At 62.9% G+C, this 17,995-nt stretch carries 14 protein-coding genes; 5 read left to right on the plus strand and 9 right to left on the minus strand.

What is annotated here, in order from left to right; genetic code table 11:
- The 8 genes from grxC to DM08_RS08345 form a co-directional block, all read right to left on the minus strand.
- Nucleotides 1–258 (minus strand): glutaredoxin 3, encoded by a 258-nt coding sequence (gene grxC / locus DM08_RS08310; RefSeq protein ID WP_202593390.1) that lies wholly within the window; start codon nt 256–258, stop codon nt 1–3.
- Nucleotides 258–668, minus strand: a complete 411-nt coding sequence (locus DM08_RS08315; RefSeq protein WP_035384201.1) for a rhodanese-like domain-containing protein — start codon at nt 666–668, stop codon at nt 258–260. The genes grxC and DM08_RS08315 overlap by 1 nt, the downstream gene beginning before the upstream one ends.
- Nucleotides 649–2,427 (minus strand): PglL family O-oligosaccharyltransferase, encoded by a 1,779-nt coding sequence (locus DM08_RS08320; protein ID WP_152555812.1) that lies wholly within the window; start codon nt 2,425–2,427, stop codon nt 649–651. Before DM08_RS08320 ends, DM08_RS08315 begins: the two co-directional genes overlap by 20 nt.
- The gene (locus tag DM08_RS08325) at nt 2,415–2,633 is read right to left on the minus strand and encodes a YgaP family membrane protein (RefSeq protein ID WP_035384203.1); all 219 of its coding nucleotides are present in this window, start codon (nt 2,631–2,633) and stop codon (nt 2,415–2,417) included. The genes DM08_RS08320 and DM08_RS08325 overlap by 13 nt, the downstream gene beginning before the upstream one ends.
- A gap of 22 nt (nt 2,634–2,655) precedes the next feature.
- Nucleotides 2,656–5,811 carry an efflux RND transporter permease subunit gene (locus DM08_RS08330; protein WP_343282993.1) on the minus strand — a complete coding sequence of 1,052 codons (3,156 nt, stop codon included), beginning with the start codon at nt 5,809–5,811 and terminating at the stop codon, nt 2,656–2,658.
- 54 nt (nt 5,812–5,865) lie between these two features.
- Nucleotides 5,866–7,134 (minus strand): NAD(P)/FAD-dependent oxidoreductase, encoded by a 1,269-nt coding sequence (locus DM08_RS08335; RefSeq protein WP_035384205.1) that lies wholly within the window; start codon nt 7,132–7,134, stop codon nt 5,866–5,868.
- Nucleotides 7,135–7,166: 32 nt separating this feature from the next.
- Nucleotides 7,167–8,204, minus strand: a complete 1,038-nt coding sequence (locus DM08_RS08340) for an efflux RND transporter periplasmic adaptor subunit (RefSeq protein WP_035384206.1) — start codon at nt 8,202–8,204, stop codon at nt 7,167–7,169.
- 67 nt (nt 8,205–8,271) lie between these two features.
- On the minus strand, nt 8,272–8,574 hold the full coding sequence (locus DM08_RS08345; RefSeq protein ID WP_035384207.1) for an ArsR/SmtB family transcription factor: 303 nt from the start codon (nt 8,572–8,574) through the stop codon (nt 8,272–8,274).
- A gap of 155 nt (nt 8,575–8,729) precedes the next feature.
- On the opposite strand from DM08_RS08345, the gene gpmI reads away from it, so the two are divergent.
- Genes gpmI through moeB form a run of 5 tightly spaced genes read left to right on the plus strand, consistent with a single transcriptional unit; the run spans nt 8,730 to nt 14,068 of the window.
- Nucleotides 8,730–10,268 carry a 2,3-bisphosphoglycerate-independent phosphoglycerate mutase gene (gpmI, locus tag DM08_RS08350; protein ID WP_035384208.1) on the plus strand — a complete coding sequence of 513 codons (1,539 nt, stop codon included), beginning with the start codon at nt 8,730–8,732 and terminating at the stop codon, nt 10,266–10,268.
- On the plus strand, nt 10,265–11,470 hold the full coding sequence (locus tag DM08_RS08355; protein WP_035384209.1) for a murein hydrolase activator EnvC family protein: 1,206 nt from the start codon (nt 10,265–10,267) through the stop codon (nt 11,468–11,470). Before gpmI ends, DM08_RS08355 begins: the two co-directional genes overlap by 4 nt.
- Before the next feature lie 15 nt (nt 11,471–11,485).
- Nucleotides 11,486–12,889: a S41 family peptidase gene (locus DM08_RS08360; RefSeq protein ID WP_035384210.1), complete on the plus strand. Its 1,404-nt coding sequence runs from the start codon at nt 11,486–11,488 to the stop codon at nt 12,887–12,889.
- An 8-nt stretch (nt 12,890–12,897) separates the two neighbouring features.
- Nucleotides 12,898–13,302 carry a hypothetical protein gene (locus DM08_RS08365; protein ID WP_051938018.1) on the plus strand — a complete coding sequence of 135 codons (405 nt, stop codon included), beginning with the start codon at nt 12,898–12,900 and terminating at the stop codon, nt 13,300–13,302.
- Nucleotides 13,303–13,306: 4 nt separating this feature from the next.
- Nucleotides 13,307–14,068, plus strand: a complete 762-nt coding sequence (moeB, locus tag DM08_RS08370) for a HesA/MoeB/ThiF family protein (protein ID WP_035384211.1) — start codon at nt 13,307–13,309, stop codon at nt 14,066–14,068.
- Here the strand turns inward: moeB and hrpA are convergent.
- A complete protein-coding gene (gene hrpA / locus DM08_RS08375; protein WP_035384212.1) occupies nt 14,065–17,991 on the minus strand; it encodes an ATP-dependent RNA helicase HrpA in 3,927 nt (1,308 codons plus the stop codon). The two genes, moeB and hrpA, sit on opposite strands and share 4 nt — an antisense overlap.
- Between the last annotated feature and the right edge of the window lie 4 nt (nt 17,992–17,995).

Below are 17,995 nucleotides of genomic sequence, written 5' to 3' on the forward strand. Positions count from 1 at the left end.
TCAGGGGTTCAATAATTGGTTCAGTTTGCCGGCGTGTTCAAGCGCGGCCAGGTCGTCATAGCCGCCGACATGGGTGTCGCCGATCCAGATCTGGGGCACGGTACGGCGACCCGTCTTTTCCATCATGGCGATGCGCAGCTCGGGTTGCAGATCCACGCGCACTTTCTCGATGCCGGTCACGCCCTTGGCATGCAACAGCCGCTCCGCCATCACGCAATAGGGACAGACCGCCGTGCAATACATGACGACAGGCGCCATCATCGCTCCAGTGGCAACTTGGCCTTCTGCCAGGCAGTCACGCCGCCGCCCAGATTGTGCACTTGGGAGAATCCTTCCTTGACCAGCAAAGCACAGGCCGCTGCCGAACGCTGCCCGCTGCGACACACCACCACCATAGGCTTGTCGCGATGGTTCTCCAGCTCGTTCAGCCGCCCGCGCAGCTTGCCTACCGGGATCAACTTGGCTTTCAGAATATGTCCGGCATCGAACTCGCTTTGCTCGCGCACATCCAGCACCAGTGCGCCCTTGTGGTTGATGAGCTGCAACGCAGCGGTGGTGTCGATCTCGGTGATGCCACGGATCTTGTTGCCGATGAACGACCAGATCAGCATGACACCGCTGAACACGACCACCGACAACATGATGAAATTATCCAGCAGAAACTGCACGTTGATGCTCCTCGAATTTTTGCAGCGCGAATTTTAACAGAGCGGCATAGCGCGCGGGGTCTTTCCGCGCCAGCGCTTCCAGCTGTTCACGCGCCGCCGCGAACTCGCCGGGATAGGACCAGATAGCCTGCTCCAGCAGCACTTCGGCTTCCTGCGTGCGTCCCGCGATGGCGAGGAACTCCACTTCCCGATACGCCGTCTGGCCGACGGGGAAGGCGCGCAACACCCGCCGATTGAGCGGATGCTTGAAGTTCAGGTGCTGTTCGTCCACCCGATACATGGGATTCAGGTACAGCTCGGCATAGGCGCTCAGTTCCGGCTGTCGCGCCAATGTCTGCAACTCGGTCACGACGTGCTGAGTGCGGGCCGTATCGTCTGCCGATGCAAGGCGCGATGCCGTCGTCGCGGCTTCCATCTGGCGATAGCTGGACAGCAGCTGGGCGGCAGCGAACACGCCGCATAGCGTCAGCGCTGCCGCCACACCCCAGCCCAGACGCGGCAACAGCAAGCGCCGCCCCTCCGGCTCCAGCGCGCCCAGCACCAGAGCGGCGATGCCGAGGAAATAGGCGTACCACAGCGGATATTCCAGCAGACTGTGCAAGCCAAGCACGACGCACACGGCATAGCCCCACCACTTCCATGGCGATGCGGGCAAGCTGCGCGTCCGTCGCCACCAGGTGAACAGCGCGCCGACCACGACCAGCAGACCGGCCAGCCCGGTCTCTGCGGCCAGCTGCAACGGCAGGTTGTGGGCATTGTTGTACAGGCCGCTGATGGCCGGATTGGCCAGACCGGGCAGCCGGACGAAATGCTGCCAGGCGAACTGCCCGAAACCCGCGCCAAACAGGGGGTAGTCGGCCCAGATCTGCAAAGCTTCGCGCCACAGGTACAGCCGGATGCTGTTGCCCCCGGACTCCTGATACAACCGCGCGAACGAGGTCAGCCCGTCCGTCGCCAACCACGGCAGCTTGACCACGCCGTGCATCACGGCAAAACCGGCCAGCACGGCCAGGGAATATCGCCACAGCCAGCGCGACTCCGTAGTGGCACGCCTGCCCGGGAAGGCCAGCAACAGCAGCGCGACGAAGTAGAACCAACTGGTGCGCGAACCGCTCAGCACCATCACGAACAGTAACGGCGCTGCCGCCACTGGGGCGAGCCGACCCGGCAACTTGCGCGTCGCGGCCAGCAGGCCGAGCGAAACCAGGCCGAGTGCCATCTGGTCGGCGTAGTGGTTGGGCTGCGCCAGATTGCCATAGACCGCCACGGCCACCTTGTTGGTCACGAAACGGTCAAGCGGGGTATGCCAGTGATAGTGCTGCAGGATGCCTGCCAGCGCGTTCAGCTCGGCACCGAGCAGGCAGAATCCCGCCAGCGCCGTGACCAGACCGGCCAGCCCGAGCTGCTGCCGCAAGCGCAAGCCCAGCAGCAGCAGCAGCGCCATCCACAACAGGTATTCGGCCAGCAGCTGCGCCTGGCCGACATAGCTCAACTTGCCCTGAGCCAGTTGCACCAGCAACACCAGCAGCAGGCCGAGCGGCAAGGCCATGACTGCGGGCACGCTGAACTCGCGCCAGCCGCCCAGAGTCAGCAAACCCAGCACCGCCGCCAATCCCAACGCCACCGCGACCCATTCTTGATAGAAGGTGGTCAGGGGATAGGCGTGACTGGGATACAGAAAAGGCAAGACCCACATCAACCCGACCAAGGTCAGGCTGAGGTGGGCCGGAATGCGGGAAGGGACGTTCAGGCTTGGCAACTACCGCTCTTGATGCCGAACTTGGCAAGGATGCTGGTCAGCGGGCAGATCTGGGTGAAGCCGCTCTGGAACAGGTTCAGACCAACGAAGGCAGTGAAGCCCAGAAAATACGGGCTGACGAACAGCGGGCTGGCTTCCACGCCCAGCGCCAACGACAACATGACAAAGAAACCCGCAACGATGCGGACGATACGTTCTGCACTCATGAAACTCTCCTAAGGGTGTATTTTACTGAAACTTTTTGTACAAGGTGGCGTAATACAGCACCGGGATGACCACCAGCGTGAGCACGGTGGAGACCAAAATGCCGAAGATCAGGGCCAGCGCGAGGCCGTTGAAGATCGGGTCATCAAGGATGAACAGCGCACCCAGCATGGCGGCCAGGCCGGTCAGGATGATGGGCTTGGAACGCGCCGCCGCCGAGTTGATGACCGCATGTTGCAAATCCACTCCGTCACGCAGCTGCAGGTTGATGAAGTCCACCAGCAGGATGGAGTTGCGCACGATGATCCCCGCCAGAGCGATCATGCCTATCATCGAGGTGGCGGTGAACTGCGAGCCAAACAGGGCATGTCCCGGCATCACGCCGATGATGGTCAGCGGAATGGGTGCCATGATGACCAGCGGCACGACGTAGCTCTTGAACTGCGCCACCACTAGCAGGTAGATCAGGATCAGGCCGACGCCGTAGGCGATGCCCATGTCGCGGAAGGTCTCGAAGGTGACCTGCCATTCGCCGTCCCACTTCAGCGCGTAGCTGGCGTAGGGATCGACCGGCTGCTTGAAGAAGTAAGGCGCGAGCGTGCCGCCCTGTTCCAGCGGCATGTCGGCGACCTTGCCGTTGATGCCGAACATGCCGTACAGCGGGCTGTCCAGCTTGCCCGCCATGTCGCCGACGACATACACCACCGGCAACAGATCCTTGTGATGGATAGGATAGTCGCGCTGCACCTGCTCAACCTGCACCACCTCGGACAGCGGCACCAGCACGCCGTCGCGGGCGCGCACCTTGAGCTTGAGCACATCGTCGATGCGGCTACGGCGCTCGGACGGCAAGCCCAGACGCAAGGGCGGTGCGTACTTGGACGAAGTTTCGTGCAAGGCGGTCACATCCTGCCCGGCCAGCGCCACTTGCACCACATCGGCGATGTCGCGCGGGGCCACGCCCAGCAGTGCAGCCTTGCTTTGCAGCACGTGCAGCACCAGCTTGGGTGCGGCTTCCGTCACGCTGTCGTCGATGCCGACGATGTCCGCCGTCTTGCCGAACTGCTCATGCACCTTGCCCGCCACCTTGCGCGCACCTTCGTAGTCCGGCCCGTAGATCTCGGCCACGATGGGCGACATCACCGGCGGTCCCGGCGGCACTTCCACGACCTTGACCTTGGCGTTCCACTTCTTGGCGATGGCCTCGATCGGTACGCGCACCGCACTGGCGATCTCGTGGCTGCTGCGGCTGCGGTGATGCTTGTCCTGCAGGTTGACCTGGATGTCGCCCTGCTCGGAAGCCTCGCGCAGATAATACTGGCGCACCAGCCCGTTGAAGTTGATCGGCGAAGCCGTGCCGGCGTAAGCCTCGAAGTCGGTCACTTCCGGCACTCCGGCCAGATACGCGCCGATCTCGTGCATCACGCCGGAAGTCTGTTCCAGCGCTGTGCCGCTGGGCATGTCCACTACAACCTGAAATTCCGACTTGTTGTCGAACGGCAGCATCTTCAGCACCACCAGCTTGACTACGGCCAGCGACACCGCCAGCGCCAGTCCGCCCAGGATGCCCAGCCACAGCTTGCGCCGTGCGGCCTTGCCGTGCTCACCGTTGAGGAACGGCGACAAGCGGTTGCGGAAGAAGCGCACCAACGGCGTATCCGCCTCGTCCCGCACTGTGGCGTGATGCGGCCCCGCCAGCTTGTGCGCCAGCCAGGGCGTGATGACGAAGGCGATCACCAGCGAGATCAGCATGCCCATGCTGGCATTGATCGGGATCGGGCTCATGTACGGGCCCATCAAGCCGGACACGAAGGCCATCGGCAGCAGCGCCGCGATCACGGTAAAGGTGGCCAGGATGGTCGGGCTGCCGACCTCGTCCACAGCCTCGGGAATAATCTCGGACAAGGGCTGGTGCTGCGCCAGTTCGCGGCGACGGTGGATGTTTTCCACCACCACGATGGCATCGTCGACCAGGATGCCGATGGAGAAGATCAGCGCGAACAGCGACACGCGGTTGAGCGTGAAGCCGTAGGCCCACGAAGCGAACAGCGTGACCGCCAGCGTCAGCAGCACGGCGATGCCGACGATGACGGCCTCGCGCCGCCCCAGCGCGAACCAGACCAGCGCCACCACCGCTGCCGTCGCGAACATCAGCTTCTTGATCAGCTTCATCGCCTTGTCGTTGGCGGTCTCGCCGTAGTTGCGGGTGGTGGTCACCTGCACGTCGGACGGGATCACGCTGCCCTTGAGCTGCTCCACGCGCTGCAACAGCGCATTGGCGATGTCCACGGCGTTCTCGCCCGGCTTCTTGGTCACCGCCACGGTCACGGCGGTGAACTCACCATGGGCGGCGATGCCCTTGTCGCCAGCCGCCGCGCCCGCCCCCAGCCAGACATAGCTGGAAGGCTGGTCGGCACCGTCCTGAATGTCGGCCACATCGCGCAGGTAGATAGGCTTGCTGTCGGACACGCCGATCACCAGTTGACCGACCTCGTTGGCATTGCCGAGGAAGTTGCCGGTCTGCACCAGCACTTCGCGGTTACCCTCGACCAGCGACCCGGCATCCTGCGACACATTGGCGGCCTGCAAGGCGCCGCGCACTTCCTGCACGGTCAGCTGGTGCGCATTCAGCGCTTCGGGGTTGAGCTGGACGCGCACCACATGCGGGGTCGCGCCCAGCGTGGTGACTTCGCGGGTGCCCTTGATGCGCTTGAGCTCGGTCTCGATGGCGTGGGCGACCTGGGTCAGCTCCAGCCCGCCGCCGACCTCCTGGTCGCGCCACAGGGTGAGTGCCAGCACCGGCACGTCGTCGATGCCCTTGGCCTTGATGATGGGCTGGGCCACGCCCAGCGTGGGCGGCAGCCAGTCGGCATGGGACAGGATGACATCATAGAGTTTGACCAGCGAGGGGACATGCTGCTCGCCGACCTTGAATTGGACCGTCAGCACCGACATGCCGGGCTGCGAGACGGAATAGACGTGATCCACACCGGCGATCTGCGACAGCACTTGCTCGGCGGGAGTCGAAACGGTGCGCGCCACATCCTGCGCGGAAGCACCGGGGTAGGCAATCAGGACGTTCGCCATGGTCACATTGATCTGCGGCTCCTCTTCGCGCGGCGTCACCACCACCGCGAAGATCCCGAGCAGCACCGCCACCAAAGCCAGCAGCGGCGTCATCTGTGAATGTAAGAATGTCCTTGCGATACGTCCTGATATGCCCATAACTTCCTTTTACTTCAGTTTGTCGATCCCCATGGCCTTGAGGATCAGTTTTTCATAGATAGGCTCGGATTTGCCGGTCTTCATCTTGCGGATGAAATACTTCTCGAACGCGATCTTAGCCAGATGCACCCACTTGCCGGACGAGAACCAGTCCACGTTGCGCGGCGGAATCTGCGGCAGCGCGACGAAGGCTACGCCAGTGTCGCCGAAGTCGGCCAGACAGACTGCGTTCCAGGTCGCCTTGTCGGTGGGCGGGTTTCCGGTCAGCTCGGAATGGATGTTGTGCGCAGTGGCGGTGACCATGGACTCGATCATGTAGCCGGTCTTGGGCACACCCACGGGCAGCGGCGTTCCGCCCATCGGCGGGATGGCGATACACACGCCGACCGAGTAGATGTTCTTGTACTTGGGGTTACGCTGATGCTCATCCACGATGGTGAAGCCGCGCGGATTGGCCAGACCTTCGATACCGGCCACGGCATCCACGCCCTTGAAGGCGGGCAACATCATGGCGAAGTTGTGCGGCACCACATGCTCTTTCTTGACCTCACCTTTTTCATCCACCTCGGTGACGTACATCTTGTCCGCCTCGATCTTGGTAACCTTGGCGTTGCAGATCCAGTTGATGCTGCGCTCGCGCAGGGCCGATTCCAGCAGGCCCTTGGAGTCGCCCACGCCGCCCAGACCCAAGTGGCCGATGTACGGCTCGGCAGTGACGAAAGTCATCGGCACCTTGTCGCGGATCTTGCGGCGACGCAGGTCGGTGTCCATGATGAAGGCGAACTCGTAGGCGGGGCCGTAACAGGAAGCACCTTGCACGGCACCGACCACGATGGGACCGGGCTGCTTGCAGAAGGATTCCCAACGTTTACCAGCACTTACCGCGTGGTCGACGTGGCAAATGGAGTGGGTGTGACCGTCAGGCCCCAGCCCCTCGACCTCGTCGAAAGCCAGCTTCGGGCCAGTGGCAATGATCAGATAGTCGTAATCGACGGTTTCGCCGTTCATCAGCTCGATCTGGTTCTTTTCGGGGTGGACGCGCTTGGCACCCGCCGAGATGAAGTCGATACCCTTGCGCTCCAGATAGGGGCGGATGGGGAAAGCGATATCGTCACGAGTACGCCAGTTGACGGCGACCCATGGGTTGGATGGTACGAAATGGAAACTTTCCGAATTGGAAATCACGGTGACCCGGTCACCCTTGCGTATCTTCTCTTGCATCTCATACGCCATCGGCATGCCGCCGATACCCGCACCCAACACTACGATATGTGCCATCTTCGCTCTCCCTGATGAATAGTTGATTGTCACTACTTCTTTTGTTGCACTCCTGCCATACCCGCCTTGACCGGATCGAGCGCAACTTTCTCGCCCGGGTTCAAGCCTGCCATCACTTCCACTTCATTCTGTCCCACAGGTTCGCCCAGGCGCACCTGGCGCAAACGCACCCCGCCCTTGTCATCGACGACATAGACCGCCACCACCTCGCTGCGGCGCAACACCGCACCGACCGGGAGCAACATCTTGCCGGTCTTGCCGGTCACAAAGTGCGCTCGCACGAACATACCGGGGTAGATGCCCGCCTCATTGGCCGGCAATGTCACGCGGACCTGCGTGCTATGGGTGCGCGCATCCGCCACCGGCTGAACCGTCACCGAGGCCGCGTTCAGCCATCGCTTCAACGCGGGCAACTCCAACTGCACCTCCGGCTGCGCGCCCAGACCGCGCATCACCTGCTCCGGCACATTGACCACCGCACGCAGCTGACTCGGATCGAAGCCAGTCATCAGCGGCTTGCCCACCGTGACCAGTTCGCCCACTTCCACCATGCGCGCCGCGACCACGCCACCATAAGGAGCGATCACCGCCGAATAACCGCGCGTCAACGCCGATTGCCCCGCCCCGGCCTCACTTGCCGCCGCTTGTGCCAAGGCCAGCTTGTAGTCAGCCTGCGCCTTGTCCAGCGCGGCCTGGCTGATGAATTTCTGCTCGAACAGCTGACGCGAACGATCATAGTTGGCCTTGGCATTCGCCAGTGCCGCCTGCGACTGCATCACCTGCGCCCGGCTTCCCGCCAGCGCCTGCGCCGCCTCGCGCTCGTCGATGCGCACGATCACCTGCCCCTTGCTCACCGTATCGCCGACATCGAAATTGACTTCCTTGACCCGCCCGGAGATCTGCGCCGACACCGTGGACTGACGCACCGCCTCGATCACACCCTCGGCCTTGTAGCTTTGCGCCACCTCCCGAAACTGGACAGTGGTCGTCGCCAGGGACTCGCCCGCGCGCACCTCGGCCATCGCGAAGACCCCCAATCCAATCAGACCGATAGCTGCATATTGCCGCATCCAGACCACCCCAAGATTAATAGTTGAGTATATAAGTATATTCTAATGTTTGTGGGAAATCAAACTCTCACTTGCTGCAGAACAGCTCGCGCATCATGCCGACCAGCTTCAAAGTGCGCAGGTCATCTATCCGGTAATACACTCGATTGGCATCTTTGCGCGTGCACAGCACACCCTTGTCCCGCAGTATCGCCAGATGCTGGGAGATGTTGCTCTGTGAAGTGCCGACACTGTCGACGATGTCCTGCACGCTCATCTCGTCCTCACCCAGTACGCACAGGATCTTCAGGCGCAAAGGATGTGCGATGGATTTGATCGCCAGAGAAGCCTGCTCGATGTCCTCATCGCGATCGATCAACTGGTTTGCCATGTTCTCCCTATCATTTCGACAACGCCGTCGTGCTCGGCAGCGACTTAAGTTAAAATACCCGACCTAAAAATCGGGGAACTTGCGACCGGCTGAACCACTCTATCGCTCCAATCGCAAGTCCTTAAGCAATCGCTCATATTCTGATACAACACGCCATGAAAGTCACTCCTGTCTTACTGCTCATTCTGGATGGCTTCGGCTATCGCGAAGATACCGACTACAACGCCATCACCAGCGCACACAAACCCAACTGGGATCGCCTGTGGGCAAGCTATCCGCACACCCTGATCCACACCTCGGAGATGGCCGTCGGTCTGCCTGACGGACAGATGGGCAACTCCGAGGTCGGCCACCTCAACATCGGTGCCGGACGTGTGGTGTATCAGGAGCTGACCCGCGTGGATGTGGCGATCCAGGATGGCAGCTTCAACACCAATCCCGCCTTCACTCAGGCCATCGCCCAGGTCAAGCAGAGCGGCAAGGCGCTGCACGTTCTGGGACTGCTCTCCCCCGGCGGCGTACACAGCCATGAAAGCCACATCCACGCCATGCTGGAACTGGCGCAACGGTCCGGACTGAGCCGGGTATATGTCCACGCCTTCCTCGATGGGCGCGACACGCCGCCGCGTTCCGCCGCTGCCTCGTTGCAGCGCCTGCAAGCCAAGTGCGATGCCCTGGGTACTGGCCGTATCGCCTCGGTCGTGGGCCGCTATTTCGCCATGGACAGAGACAATCGCTGGGACCGAGTGCAGTCCGCCTACGATCTGCTCACTCAAGGCCGCGCCGCGTTCGCCGCCACCGATGCCCTCACCGCATTGAACAATGCCTATGCGCGCGACGAGAACGACGAGTTCGTCCGGGCCACCGCCATCGTGCCCCCAGGCAGCCAACCGGTGGGCATGGAAGACGGCGATGCAGTGATATTCATGAATTTCCGCGCCGACCGCGCGCGCCAGCTCACCCATGCGCTGACCGACGCAGAGTTTTCCGGCTTCACCCGCGAAGTGCTGCCGCGACTCTCCAGCTTCGTCACCTTGAGCAATTACGGTGAAGACATACACGCCACAGCAGCGTTCTCGCCGGAGGCCATCCGCAACGGCATCGGCGAATACCTGTCGAATCTGGGACTGAAACAGTTGCGCATCGCCGAGACCGAGAAGTACGCTCACGTCACCTACTTCATGAGTGGCGGCTCGGAGCAGCCCTATCCCGGCGAAGATCGCATCCTGGTGCCGTCACCCAACGTGGCGACCTACGATCTGAAGCCGGAGATGAGTGCGTTCGAGGTGACCGACAAGCTGGTGGCCGCCATCCAGAGCGGCCAGTACCAGGCCATCATCTGCAACTACGCCAACGGCGACATGGTCGGCCATAGCGGCGACTTGGCGGCGGCGATCAAGGCCGTCGAAGCCCTCGACATCTGCATCGGTCGCGTGGTCGAAGCCATGCAGGCTGCTGGTGGCGAAGTGCTCATTACCGCCGACCACGGCAACGTCGAGCAGATGCTCGACCGCAGCACACATCAGGCGCATACGGCACACACCCTGAACACCGTGCCCTTCCTGTACATAGGCCGACCAGCGCAACTGGCTGCGACCGGCGCGCTTAAAGATATCGCCCCTTCGCTGCTGACCATGATGGGACTACCCCAACCGGTCGAGATGACGGGACATAGCCTGATCCAGTTGCAGTGAGTCTGCCCCTTCGTCTGCTGCTTTGCCTCGGCCTGCTGCTAAGCCAGCCGGCCGGGGCCGGAAATCCCCGACAAGAGGAACTGGAGCAGTTGCGCGAACGCATCCGCAGCATGCAGCAGGCACTGGAAAAGACCACCGAGACCAAATCCGAAGCCGCCGACTCACTGCGGGATTCGGAGCGGGCCATCAGCAACAGCAACCGAGCGCTCGCCGATCTGGCCGAACAGAAGCACGACAGCAATCAGGAGCTTGAGCAACTGGCGCGCCGCTCCGCGCAGATCGGCCAGGACATGGAAGGCCAGCAGGCCCTGCTGGGCAAGCTGCTGTATCAGCAATACGTCGGCGGACAACACGAATACCTGCGTCTTCTGTTCAATGGCCGCAATCCCAACCAGATCGCCCGCGACCTGAGTTATTACGAATACATCGCCCGTGACCGTGCCGCCTGGCTGGACAAGCTGCGCGCGAATCTGGCTCAACTGGCCAGCGTGACCGAACAGACCCGCGAAAAGCGCGCCCAGATCGTTGCTCTGCAACGCGAGGAGCAAACACAGAAGGCGAAACTGGAGCAGGAAAAGGGGGCGCGCCAGAAGATGCTCGTCGATCTGGCCCAGAAGCTGAAGCAACAACGGCGCGAGATAGCCCGTATGCAGGAGAACGAGAGCCGCTTGAGCAAGCTGATGGAGCAACTCGCGAAGCTGCGGGCCAAACCGCGCAGCAAGGAACGCGCACCGACCGTCGCCACGCCTGCCGTCCCCGCCCGGCAAAACGACAAGCTGCCCGACGCGCGCCATGACGGCAGCAGCTTCGCCCAGCTGCGCGGCAAGCTGGCGCTGCCGGTGAAGGGCGCGATCAGCAACCAGTTCGGTGCCACCCGCCCGGATAGCAGCATGCAATGGAAGGGGCTGTTCATGCGCGCCTCCGCCGGTCAGCCGGTCAAGGCCGTAGCGGCTGGCCAGGTGGTCTATGCCGACTGGCTGCGCGGCTTCGGCAACCTGCTCATCGTCGATCACGGCGATGGCTACATGAGCTTGTACGGCAACAACGAAACGCTGTACAAACAGGTCGGCGACGAGCTGCGCGGCGGCGACACCGTGGCCGCCGTAGGCAACAGCGGCGGAAACGAGACTTCCGGTTTATACTTCGAGCTACGCCATGAGGGCAAACCGTTCGACCCGATGAAATGGGTGAGCGGCAGGTAATCACAGGACAGACAGATGCGCAATCGAATCGAGAAATTTGGCCTGATCGGCATGGGACTTATCGCAGGCGTGGCACTCAGCCTGCATTTTTCTGCCAGCGCCGAGAAGGAAGCTGCCCAGCCCCTGCCGGTGGAGGAGATGCGCGCCTTCGCCGACGTGTTCGGCAGGATCAAGAGCGATTACGTCGAGCCGGTCAGCGACAAGAAGCTGATGACCGAAGCCATCAACGGCATGCTGAGCGGCCTGGACCCGCACTCGGCTTACCTTGAGGGCGACGCCTTCAAGGAGTTGCAGATCAACACTCAGGGCGAGTTCGGCGGGCTGGGCATCGAGGTCGGCATGGAAGACGGCCTGGTCAAGGTCATCTCCCCCATCGAAGACACCCCGGCCTATCACGCGGGCATCAAGGCGGGCGACCTGATCCTCAAGCTGGACGACACGCTGGTCAAGGGGTTGACGCTGAACGATGCGGTCAAGCGCATGCGTGGCAAGCCTGGCTCCAAGATCACGCTCACCGTGATCCGCAAGAGCGAGCCCAAGCCGTTCCCTGTGGTCATCACCCGCGCCGTCATCAAGACCCAGAGCGTCAAATCCAAGATGATCGAGCCCGGTTATGGCTTCATCCGCGTCACCCAGTTCCAGGAGCACACCGGTGAGAATCTGGCCAAGGCCATCGACAGCCTGTACAAGCAGAACAACGGCGAGTTGCACGGCCTGGTGCTCGACTTGCGCAACGATCCGGGCGGGCTGTTGAATGGCGCAGTCGGTGTTGCCGCCGCCTTCCTGCCCAAGGACACGCTGGTGGTCTATACCGAAGGGCGCACCGAGGATGCCAAGATGAACCTGACCACGGCCCCCGAGAACTACTTGCGCGGGGACAAAGAGGACTACCTGAAGAACCTGCCCGCCTCGGTCAAGAACGTGCCCATGGTGGTGCTGGTCAACGGTGGCTCCGCCTCCGCCTCCGAGATCGTCGCCGGTGCCTTGCAGGACCATAAGCGCGCCCTGATCATGGGCACCCAGACCTTCGGCAAAGGCTCGGTGCAGACCATCCTGCCGCTCAGCAACAACTCGGCCATCAAGCTGACCACCGCGCGTTACTACACGCCGAATGGCCGCTCGATCCAGGCCAAGGGCATCGTTCCGGACATCGTATCGGAAGACCCGGCCACCGCCGCGCAGGAGAGCGCCTTCCGCCTGCGCGAAGCCGATCTCTCGCACCATCTGAGCAACGACAAGCAGCCTGAGGATACGGCGGCCAGCAAGCCGGCCGCTCCCGCCAAGGAAGCCCCGAAGCCCAAGGAAGGTGATGCCGCCAAGCCCGAGATCACCGAGTTCGGCGCGAAGAACGACTTCCAGTTGAACCAGGCGATGAGCCTGCTCAAGGGCATGCACATCCTGCAAGGCAAGAAACCCTAGGTGAACCGATGATCAATCCATTCGAGACGCAAAAGGAGCGCGAGCTGTTTTTCGCCGAGCAGCCGCCGGGGCAGGTCGAACGCGCCCTCGAACTGCTCACCGGCTTGTACGAGTTCAGGGTCGAACGCGGCTCCCTGCCGAACAGCCTGCGTATCGGCTACGACATCCAGCATTACTCGCTGGAAGGACTGGAGCATGCGCTGATCGAAGAGGGCTTCCAGTTCGAGGACAACGTCGTGCGCAAGCTTGGCCGCAAGCTGATCTATTACTGTGAAGATGTGCAGTACCACAACCTCAGGATGCCGGAATGGCAGACCAAAACGCGTGGTCGGGAGATCTTCGTCAAGGTCTACGAACACCATTCCCACGGCGATCACGACGATACGCCGAAAGAGCTGCGCGAATTCAAGTAAGCCCGTGAACGACGCTGAGCTGCTGCGTTACAGCCGACACATCCTGCTGCCGGAGATCGGCATCGAAGGGCAGGACAAGCTGAACGCCGCCCATGCACTGGTGATAGGCGCGGGTGGCTTGGGTTCGCCTGCCGCGTTGTTTCTGGCCGCCAGCGGTGTCGGCACGGTCACCCTCTGTGATGGCGACACCGTCGACCTGACCAACCTGCAGCGCCAGATCCTGCATCGCACCGCCAGCGTCGGGCTGAACAAAGTCGATTCGGCCAGAGCAGCGCTGGCCGAGATCAACCCCGCGATACAAGTGCGCACCGTGGCGGAGCGCGTGGATGAGGCCCGTCTGGCGGAGTTGGCCGCCGAGGCCGACGTAGTGCTGGATTGCAGCGACAACTTCGACACCCGCTACGCCATCAACCGCGTCTGCTCCCGCTTGCGCAAACCGCTGGTATCCGGCGCAGCCACGCGCTTTGACGGGCAGATCACGGTGTTCGACCTGCGCCAGCCGGACAGCCCCTGCTACCACTGTCTCTATCCTGAGCACGCCGAAAGCGCCGAGACCCGCTGCGCGGTGATGGGCGTGTTCGCGCCGCTGGTCGGTGTCATCGGCAGCCTGCAAGCTGCCGAGGCATTGAAACTGCTAATGGATGTGGGCAAGCCCCTGACCGGGCGCCTGCTGGTGACCGACATGCTGGGTATGAACTGGCGCACGCTCACACTGGTGCGGGATGCGCAGTGTCCGGTGTGTCAGGCACGGGATGCGCAGAACTAGCGTCCCATCGCTTCCAGTGCTTTTTCCAGACGCTTCACCGACACGATCACCGGCGTCTTCAGTTCCTGCGCAAACAGCGAAACGCGCAACTCCTGCAACAGCCAGAAGAAATCCTCCAGCCGCGGGTCGGCCTCGCCCTGCTGGGCCGCGACACGGCGTTGCCATTGCTGCTGCAAGGGCTGCAACTGCGCCTGCTGCTGGGCATCGCGGGCGGGGTTGGCGCGCAATTTCTCCAGCCGCACGTTGATCGCCTTGAGGTAGCGCGGCAGGTGCTGCAACCGCTCGTAAGGCGTGCGCTCGATGAAGGTCTTGCCCAGCAGGATGTCGAGCTGGGCGCGGATGTCCTGCGCCGCTTGTGCATGTGACTTGGCGGCTTGCAGCGCTTTCTGGGCCTGGGCGTGCTCGGTCATCACTGCCGCCGCCAGCCGCACGATTTCCTGCGCCACCAGCGAGATGCGGCCCTTGGCATCCTTGGCGCGGGCAGCGAAGGTCTTTTCGCTCATCGGCCAGGGCTCCATCAAACAGCAGCGCTCGAAAGTCACGGCGAGGATTTGCCGCAGCAGATCCTGCTGGCTACCGAAAGGCATGAACTGCATCGCCAGTGCCTGCAAGCCCGGCAAGCTCTTTTCCAGGAATTTCACCTGCTCCTTCAACGCCAGCATGAACAGCCGCGACATGCCCTTGCGATGCATGGTCTGCGCCTCCTCGCGCGTATCGCAGGTGCGCAACGTCACCGCATCGCCCTCGTCGTGCAGAGCGTTGAACACGGTAAGCGTCTGACCGGCACGGCTGATCTGGGTGGTGTCGGTGAAGTCGCCGAAGTCCCAGATGGTGTGGCGAGTGGCTGCGCCCCTCTCCCCCTGCCCCTCTCCCGCCTGCGGGAGAGGGGAGTTAACTGCGGCGCCCCGCCCACCCGGCTCCCCTCTCCCCCCGGGAGAGGGGCTGGGGGTGAGGGCACCCTTAGGTGCCAGCTCCCCGCGCAACTGCACAAAGTTGCGCGACATGCCGAGTTGTCGGCCGTGCTCGTCCACCACACGGAAATTCATCGCCAGATGCGGCGGGAGTTGTTCCAGCCGGAAAGCGTCCAGCGGTGCGGTTAGCTGTTTCTGTTCACGGATGTAGCGTGCCAGCGCTTGCAGCAGCGGGGTGTCGGAAGGTGGCACGGCGGCGCAGAATCCGGCAGCGAATTCCGGCACCGGCACCAGATGGCGACGCAGTTTCTGCGGCAGGGTTTTGAGCAACTGCGTCACCTTGTCGGCCAGCAAGCCGGGCGCCAACCATTCGCAGCGCGCCGCCGACACCTGGTTGATGAGCGCCAGCGGCACCGCCAGCGTCACGCCGTCGTCCTTGTCGCCGGGGGCGAAATGGTAGCCGAGGGCATAGCTCACGCCGTTCATCACCAGTTGCGGCGGGAATTGCTCGGTGGTGATGCCGGCCGCCTCGTGGCGCATCAGGTCGTCTTTTTTGAGGTGCAGCAACTTGGGCTCGGCGCGCTCGGCCTCCTTGCGCCAATGCTCGAAAGCCGCGCCGTTGTGGATGCCCGCCGGGATGCGCGCGTCGTAAAAGGCGAAGATCAGCTCGTCGTCCACCAGCACGTCCGGACGGCGCGCCTTGTGTTCCAGCGCCTCGATGTCGCGGATCAGCTTCTGGTTGTGGGCAAAGAACGGCGCGCGGGTCTCGAACTCGCCCTGCACCAGCGCCTGGCGGATGAACACCTCGCGCGATTCCTCCGGCGCCATCGGCCCGTAATGCACCCGCTTCTTGGGGTTGATGACCAGCCCGAACAGCGTGCTGCGCTCCCAGGCCGCCACTTGCGCGGCCTTCTTTTCCCAGTGCGGATCGAAGTAATGGCGCTTGATCAGGTGAGCGCCGACTTCCTCCAACCACTGCGGCTCGATGCGGGCGTTGCAGCGGGCGTAGAGCTTGTGCGTCTCCACCAGCTCGGCCGCCATCACCCACTTCGCGCCCTTCTTGGCCAGCACCGAATTGGGCGCGACGAAGAACTTGATGCCGCGCGCGCCCTGGTAATCCATGCCGTCCACCGTCTTCATGCCGATGTTGCCGAGCAAGCCGGTGAGCAGCGCCTTATGGATTTGCTCGTAGCTGCCGGGCTGCTCGTTCGGGCGCATGCCCATTTCCATCGCCTGCGCGTGCAACTGCTGGTGCAGATCGTGCCATTCGCGCAGCCGCAACGGCGACAGGAACAGCTCGCGGCACTGGTCGGCCAGTTGGCGCTTGGATTTCTTGTGCTGCACCGCCTGCTGGAACCAGGCCCAGATCTTGAGGTAGGCGAGAAAATCGGAACGCTCGTCGTTGAAGCGCTGATGCGCCGCGTCCGCCGCCTCGCGCCGTTCCTGTGGCCGGTCGCGCGGGTCTTGCAGTGACAGCGCGCTCGCAATGATCAGAATCTCGGTCAGACAGTGGTATTGCCGCCCCGCCAGCAACAGCCGCGCCACCTTGGGGTCGAGCGGCAATTTGGCCAGCTCGCGGCCAAGCGAAGTAAGAACGCGAGTTCCCTCACCCCCTCTCCCGGCAGGAGAGGGGAGTAAGCTCCCTCCCCCCTCGGGGGAGGGTTGGGGTGAGGGAACTCTCTCGGAAAATGCCCCCAACTCAGTCAGCAACTGATAGCCGTCGGCGATGGAGCGCGAGCCTGGCGGCTCGATAAAGGGGAATTCCGTCACGTCGCCAAGATTCAGCGATGCCATGCGCAGAATGACGGTCGCCAGCGACACGCGGAATATCTCGGCATCGGTGAACTCGGGGCGCTCGGCAAAGTCGGCCTCGTCGTAGAGCCGCACACACACGCCGCTCATCACCCGGCCGCAACGCCCGGCGCGCTGATTGGCCGCCGCGCGCGACACCTTTTCGATGTGCAACTGCTCCACCTTCTGGCGCAGGCTGTAGCGATTCACCCGCGCCAGCCCGGAATCGATCACGTAGCCGATGTTGGGCACGGTCAGCGAAGTCTCAGCCACATTGGTCGCCAGCACCACCCGACGCTGGTTGGTGGGCTTGAACACCCGATCCTGCTCGGCCGCGGACAGGCGCGAGAACAGCGGCAGAATTTCCACATGCTTGGGATGATGCTTGCGCAGCGCCTCGGCGGTTTCGCGTATCTCGCGCTCACCGGGCAGGAACACCAGCAAGTCCCCTCTCAGGCCCCCGATGGATAACTCATCGAGTGTCCTGCACACCGCCTGCGGCACATCTTCCGGCTCGCCTTCGGCAGTGTCCTGCAAGGGGCGGTAACGGATCTCGACGGGATAGCTGCGTCCCGAAACTTGCAGCACCGGGGCACCACGCCCCTCCCCCCCAGCCCCTCCCCCGCTTGCGGGGGAGGGGAGTGCAAAATGCCTAGAGAAGCGCTCCGCATCCAGCGTGGCCGAGGTGATGATGAGCTTGAGGTCGGGGCGCTTGGGCAGCAAACGCTTGAGGTAGCCCAGCAGGAAGTCGATGTTGAGCGAGCGTTCGTGCGCCTCGTCGAGGATGATGGTGTCGTACTGGCGCAGTTGCGGGTCGCTGTGGATTTCGGCCAGCAGGATACCGTCGGTCATCAGCTTGACGCAGGTGTCGGGCGAGACCTTGTCGTTGAAGCGCACCTTGTAGCCGACTGCGCCGCCGAGTTCGCATTTCAGTTCGTGGGCGATGCGGTTGGCCACGGTGCGGGCCGCCACCCGGCGCGGCTGGGTATGGGCGATGACACCCAGCACGCCGCGCCCGAGGTCGAGACAAATCTTGGGCAGCTGGGTGGTCTTGCCCGATCCGGTCTCACCGCAGACGATCACCACTTGATTCTCGGCGATAGCATGCGCCAACTCTTCGCGGCGCGCCACCACCGGCAACTCAGCCGGATACTCGATAGGCAGAAGTTGGGCGCGACGCGCCTGGCGTTTCTCGGCCTGAGCGGAAAGCCGGTTGCTCATGCGA

It is taken from the genome of Ferriphaselus sp. R-1 (genome assembly GCF_000746095.1).
Lineage (GTDB): Bacteria > Pseudomonadota > Gammaproteobacteria > Burkholderiales > Gallionellaceae > Ferriphaselus.